This window comes from Saccharopolyspora cebuensis, assembly GCF_039542665.1.
Lineage (GTDB): Bacteria > Actinomycetota > Actinomycetes > Mycobacteriales > Pseudonocardiaceae > Saccharopolyspora > Saccharopolyspora cebuensis.
In genome coordinates, this window is sequence record NZ_BAABII010000026.1 from 121,401 (window position 1) to 127,731 (window position 6,331).

3 protein-coding genes are annotated in these 6,331 nt (G+C 71.4%); all 3 read left to right on the forward strand.

Annotated elements, in window-relative coordinates; translation table 11 throughout:
• Positions 1–176 precede the first annotated feature (176 nt).
• The 3 genes from ABD976_RS28735 to otsB all read left to right on the forward strand — a co-directional run bounded on the left by ABD976_RS28735 (position 177) and on the right by otsB (position 5,965).
• A complete protein-coding gene (locus ABD976_RS28735) occupies positions 177–1,628 on the forward strand; it encodes a threonine/serine exporter family protein (protein WP_369775720.1) in 1,452 nt (483 codons plus the stop codon).
• A 209-nt stretch (positions 1,629–1,837) separates the two neighbouring features.
• Complete coding sequence (locus ABD976_RS28740; protein ID WP_345368216.1) at positions 1,838–3,277, forward strand: alpha,alpha-trehalose-phosphate synthase (UDP-forming); 1,440 nt, start codon at positions 1,838–1,840, stop codon at positions 3,275–3,277.
• Between the two features lie 132 nt (positions 3,278–3,409).
• The gene (gene otsB / locus ABD976_RS28745; protein WP_345368217.1) at positions 3,410–5,965 is read left to right on the forward strand and encodes a trehalose-phosphatase; all 2,556 of its coding nucleotides are present in this window, start codon (positions 3,410–3,412) and stop codon (positions 5,963–5,965) included.
• Positions 5,966–6,331: the final 366 nt, after the last annotated feature.

A 6,331-nucleotide genomic window follows, 5' to 3' on the forward strand; every position in this document is an offset into this window, starting at 1 on the left:
TCCGCGGGGAACCGGCGATGACCTGCACGAATCACCGGGTGCGCGACAACACGCCCGCAGTGATGGACGCCATACGCCCGGCGTGCAACGGTCGAGCCATGACGTCCGATGCCCGAGGGGAAGATCATGCGTCCGGGCCCGCCCGAAAGGGGGGTCGGCAACGGGGGAGGCAAGCAGTGGGAATCTCGCACCGCGCTCGCGGTGTGCTTCGACGTCGCGAACCGGACGTGACCGAGCCGCCGGGCTCGCGCAGCGCCGTGTACGGCCCAGCCCTGCCCGACGAGTCCACGGTCCACCTCGTGCTCGACCTCGGGCTGCGCATCGGTGAGGTGCAGATGGCCAGCGGGGCGGGCGCGTCGGACGTGACCGCCACGATCATCGGCGTGGTCAACGCCTACGGGCTCCCGCACTGCGAGGTCGACGTGATCTACACGTCGATCACCGTCTCCTGCTACCGGGGCACCGACCTGCCGCCGATCACCTCGCTGCGGGTCGTCCGGAACCGCTCCATCGACTACACCCGGCTGGCCGACGCCGAAGACCTGGTCCGCCGGATCACCGCGGGCGAGCTCAGCGCCTCCGACGCCTACGCCGAGCTGGACAAGATCACCACCGCCGCGCACCCCTTCCCGCGCTGGGTGGCCACGGTGGCCTGGGCGGGCATGGCGGCGTCGCTGTCGGTGCTGCTGGCGGGCAGCAACGCGTCCTGGGAGCTGCCGCTGGTCGCCGCCGCGGCGACCGCGCTGGTGGACCGGATCGGGCGGGTGCTGAACCGGCGCTCGCTGCCGTTCTTCTTCCAGCAGGCGGTCGGCGGCGCGGTGGCCACCAGCGTGGCGCTGGCCGCCTACGCGGTGGGTTTCCTGGCGGACCCGGCCCTGGCGGTGGCCGCGGGCATCATCGTGCTGCTGTCCGGGATGACGGTGGTCGGTTCGATGCAGGACGCGATCACCGGCTACAACGTCACGGCGGCCGGGCGGATCACCGAACTGGCGCTGATGTCGGCGGGGTTGATCGCGGGCGTGGTCTTCGCGCTCTACGTCGGGTTGCGGCTGGCCGGCGTCGACGACTTCGGCGGCGGCCTGGACGTGCAGGACATCGGCCGCGCGGCGGTCAGCACCCCGGTGATCTACGTGCCGCTGCAACTGCTGGCCGGGGCCTCCACGTCGGTGTGCTTCGCGCTGGCCAGCTACGCCCCGCCGCCGCCGCTGCTGCTGGCCGGGGTCGGCGGCGCGATGGCCGCGACGGTCCACTCGGTGCTCACGGTGTTCTCCGGCGTGCACACCGTGCTGGCCAGCGCCATCGCCACCACCCTGGTCGGGCTGGCCGGGGGCATCGTGGCGCGGCGGCTGCGGATCCCGGCGCTGGTGGTCGCGGTGTCCGGCGTCGCGCCGCTGCTGCCGGGGCTGGCGACCTACCGCGGCCTCTACGAGCTGTCGGTGCTCGGCAGTCCGACCGGGCTGAGCACGCTGTTCCTCGCGGTGGCGACCGGGCTGGCCCTGGGCGCGGGCGTGGTGCTCGGCGAGTTCCTGGCGCAGCCGTTCCGGACCGGGCTCGGCCGCCTGGAGCGGCGGATCTCGGGCCCGCGGATGTCCGGACCGCTGCGGCCCACCGAACGCCGCCTGGACTGAACCCGGGATTCGAAGCGAGCTCACGAAAGGGCGACGTCGCCGGACGTCACCGGCATCACCCGTTACACCGGGCGCGCACTGGGTACTAGACCGGACGGGGAAAGAGGAGTGGTCAACGCTGCGCTGATCGACTCCAAGCGGACCACGCGAGCGCGGGTTGTGTTGACTAGCCTCGCAACAGGTGGAGGCCACAGGCGGGAGGCTGACCGGTGAGCAAGGGCAACTCGCCCATCCGTGCTGATTTCGTGGTGGTGGCGAACCGGCTGCCGGTCGACCTGGAGCGCATGGAGGACGGCACCCAGCGCTGGCGGCACAGCCCCGGCGGCCTGGTCACCGCGCTGGAGCCGTTCCTGCGCGCCCGCCGCGGCGCCTGGGTCGGCTGGCCCGGCATCGCCGACTTCGAGGTGGAGCCGTTCGCCGACGACGACCTGCAGCTCTACCCGGTGCCGCTGTCGGCCGAGGAGTTCGCCGAGTACTACGAGGGTTTCTCCAACGCGACGCTGTGGCCGCTGTACCACGACGTGGTGGTCGCGCCGGAGTTCCACCGCGGCTGGTGGAACAGCTACCGGCGGGTCAACCGGCGGTTCGCCGAGGCGGCGGCCGAGGTCAGCGCCGAGGGCGCGACCGTGTGGGTGCAGGACTACCAGCTCCAGCTGGTGCCCGCGATGCTGCGGGAACTGCGCCCGGACCTGCGGATCGGCTTCTTCCTGCACATCCCGTTCCCGCCGGTCGAGCTGTTCATGCAGCTGCCGTGGCGGACCGAGATCGTGCGCGGGCTGCTCGGCGCCGACCTGGTGGGCTTCCACCGGCCGGGCGGCGCGCAGAACTTCCTGTGGCTGGCCCGGCGGCTGGCCGGTTTCGAACCCAGCCGGGGGCAGGTCGGGGTCCGCTCCAGACCGGGCGTGGTGCAGGTCGGCGACCGCACCGTGCGGGTCGGCGCGTTCCCCATCTCGATCGCCTCGGCCGAGATGGACAAGCTCGCCCGCACCAAGGAGATCCAGAAGCGCGCCAAGGAGATCCGCGCCGAGATGGGCAACCCGAGCCGGATCATGCTCGGCGTCGACCGGCTCGACTACACCAAGGGCATCGACGTGCGGCTGCGCGCGATGCACGAACTGCTCGACGAGGGCCAGATCCAGGCCGACGACGTCAAGCTGATCCAGATCGCCACGCCCAGCCGGGAGCGCATCGAGCACTACAAGCAGATGCGCGAGGACATCGAACGCGCGGTCGGCCGGATCAACGGCGAGTTCGGCCGCGTCGGTCACCCACCCGTGCACTACCAGCACCACTCGGTCGACAAGAAGGAGCTCGTCGCCTTCTACGCCGCGGCCGACGCGATGATCGTCACGCCGGTACGCGATGGGATGAACCTGGTCTGCAAGGAGTACGTGGCCTGCCGCCCCGACCTGGGCGGGGCGCTCGTGCTGAGCGAGTTCGCGGGCGCCGCGGCGGAGCTGACGAGCGCGTTCCTGGTGAACCCGCATAACCTGGACGGGGTGAAGGACGCGATGCTCGCAGCCCTGAACATCGACGAGGCCGAGGGACGCCGTAGGATGCGCGCATTGCGTAGGCAAGTGCTCACGCACGATGTCGATCGCTGGGCGCGGTCGTTCCTCGAAGCATTGGGCACACCCCTCGCGGACTAGGTGCGAGCAGGCAGTTCACCCCACAACCGGACCGCACTGCGCGCCACGACGGGTCGGCGGCGGCGACCACCGACAGTGACGCGACGTCGATCCGGATCGATCTTCAACACCGACCCCACGCCCCAGAGGAGTATGGCGTTGACCGCCGAAGCCCTGCCCGCTGAGCTGCGCCGCGTCCTGGTGCAGCTGGCGCGGACACCTCGACTCCTGGTCGCCAGCGACTACGACGGCACCCTCGCGCCCATCGTGGCCGATCCGACGCAGGCGAGACCGCTGCCGGAGTCCGTGCACGCGCTGCGCTCCCTCGCGTCCCTGCCGTCCACCACCGCCGCGGTGATCTCCGGCCGGGCGCTGCGCGACCTCGCCACCCTGTCCCGGCTGCCCGCCGAGGTCTACCTCGTCGGCAGCCACGGATCCGAATTCGACGTCGGGTTCGTGCACCAGATGGACGCCGAAGCCACCCGGCTGCGCACCCGGCTCCAGGTCGCGGTGCAGGAGATCGTCGCGGGCAAGCAGGGAGTCACCCTGGAAGCCAAGCCCGCCAGCGTCGCGGTGCACGTGCGCCGCACCGAACCGGACGTCGCCGAGGAGGTGCTCACCGCGCTCCGCGAAGGACCGGCGAGCTGGGACGGCGTCCAGGTCACCGACGGCAAGGCCGTCGTGGAGCTCGCCGTGGTGCAGACCGACAAGGGCAACGCGCTGGACGCGCTGCGCCACCAGGTCAGCGCCACCGCCGCGATCTTCCTCGGCGACGACGTCACCGACGAGAAGGCGTTCGCCCGGCTGCACGGCCCGGACATCGGCATCAAGGTCGGCGAAGGGGACACCCTCGCCACCTACCGGGTGACCGAGACCGAGGACGTCGCCACCGTGCTCGCGCTGCTCACCGAGGAACGCCGCACCTGGCTCTACGGCGAGCAGGCCCCGCCGATCGAGCGGCTGACCATGCTGTCCAACGAGCGCAACATCGCGCTGGTCACCCCGGACGCCAAGGTCACCTGGATGTGCCACCCGGCGGCCGACTCGGCGGCGCTGTTCGCCGACCTGCTCGGCGGCACCAGCGCGGGCCACTTCTCGATCCGCCCGAAGTACGGGACCAACGGCACCCAGCGCAGCACGCTGCCGCTGGGCCAGCGCTACGTGCCCAACACCATGACGGTGGAGACCCGCTGGTCCCGGCTGCTGGTCACCGACTACCTGGCGCACGGCACCGAGCAGCACCGCACCGACCTCGTCCGGGTGATCGACGGCGGCACCCGCACCGAGGTCGAGTTCGCGCCCCGGCCGGAGTTCGGCCAGGTCGCGGTCCGGCTCACCCCGGAACCCAACGGGCTGCGCATCCTCGGCACCGCCGAGCCGATGGTGCTGTACTCGCCCGGCGTGCAGTGGGAGATCAGCTCCGACGGGATGCACGAGTCGGCCCGCGCCGAACTCGACCTGACCGAGGGTCAGCCGGTCGTGCTGGAGCTGCGCTGCGGCACCGAGGACCTCGAAGCCTCCGACCGCACCGAGGAGGAGCGCCGCGACGAGGCCGGCCGCTACTGGGCGGACTGGATGAAGACCCTCACCCTGCCCGAGGTGGAGTCCGAGCTGGTGGCGCGCTCGGCGCTGACCCTGCGCGGCCTGGTCAACCACGACACCGGCGGGATCATGGCGGCCGGGACCACCTCGCTGCCGGAGGAGATCGGCGGCGTCCGCAACTGGGACTACCGGTACTGCTGGCTGCGGGACGGCGCGATGACCGCGCAGTCCCTGGTCACCGTGGGTTCCACCGCCGAGGCCGAGGCGTTCCTGGACTGGCTGCACCGCGTCGTGGACACCATCCCCGGCCCGGAGCGGCTGCGCCCGCTCTACACCCTGCACGGCACCGGGCTCGGCCCCGAGGCCGTGATCGACAGCCTGCCCGGCTACGCCGGTTCGCGTCCGGTGCGCGTCGGCAACCTCGCCGACCAGCAGGTGCAGCTCGACGTGTTCGGCCCGGTCGTGGAGCTGATCACGCACCTCGCGCAGGCCACCGGGGGCATCCGGGACGCCGACTGGCAGCTCGTCAGCGCGATGGCCGAGGCGGTCGCGCGGCGCTGGTTCGAACCCGACCACGGCATCTGGGAGGAGCGCGACCAGCCCCGCCACCACGTGTACTCCAAGGTCATGTGCTGGGTGACGCTGGACCGCGCGGTCAAGCTCGCCGAGGCCTACGGCCGCCGGGTCGAGCCGGGCTGGCCGGAGCTGCGCGACCAGATCTCCGAGGACGTGCTCAAGAACGGCTGGCACCCGGACGTCCAGGCGTTCACCACCGCCTACGAGGGCTCCGACCTGGACGCGGCCTCGCTGCACGTCGGCCTGTCCGGGCTGATCGACCCGTCCGACGACCGGTTCCACGCCACGGTCACCGCGATCGAGGCCGAGCTGCGCAGCGGGTCCACCGTCTACCGCTACCGGCGCGATGACGGGCTGCCCGGCGACGAGGGCGGCTTCCACCTCTGCGCGGCCTGGCTGATCGAGGCCTACCTGCTGATCGGCAGGCGCACCGAGGCCGAGGAGCTGTTCCAGCAGATCGTCGACACCGCGGGGCCGACCGGGTTGCTCTCCGAGGAGTACGACCCGATCGCCGAGCGGTCGCTGGGCAACCACCCGCAGGCTTATTCGCATCTGGGCCTCATCCGCTGCGCCCAACTCCTCTCTACGTGAGGGTTCTGCTCGTGGGACGCGGCTCGGTCTGCTTTGCGGTGCGGGTCGCGGAACCTCAGCGGCCTTCTCGCTCCGGGAGCCCCTCCTGATGTACCAAACGCGTACACGGCGTCGGGGCTGTCCTCGCGAGAAGGCCGCTGAGAACCCGCCCCGGTGCAAGCTGCGAAGGTGGGGTAGGGCGGAAGCGGCTTCGCCGCTTGCCTGACGGTGGTTCCGTCGGGTTCGGGCGTTGGCTCGGAAGCGGCTTCGCCGCTTGGCTGACGGTGGTTGCGTCGGGTTCGGGTGTGCCCGGTCGGGTGATCTTTGGTGGGTGAGGGGCGGTGGTTTCAATTGGTCGTTGCAACGTGGCCGGGTGTGGACAGTAGT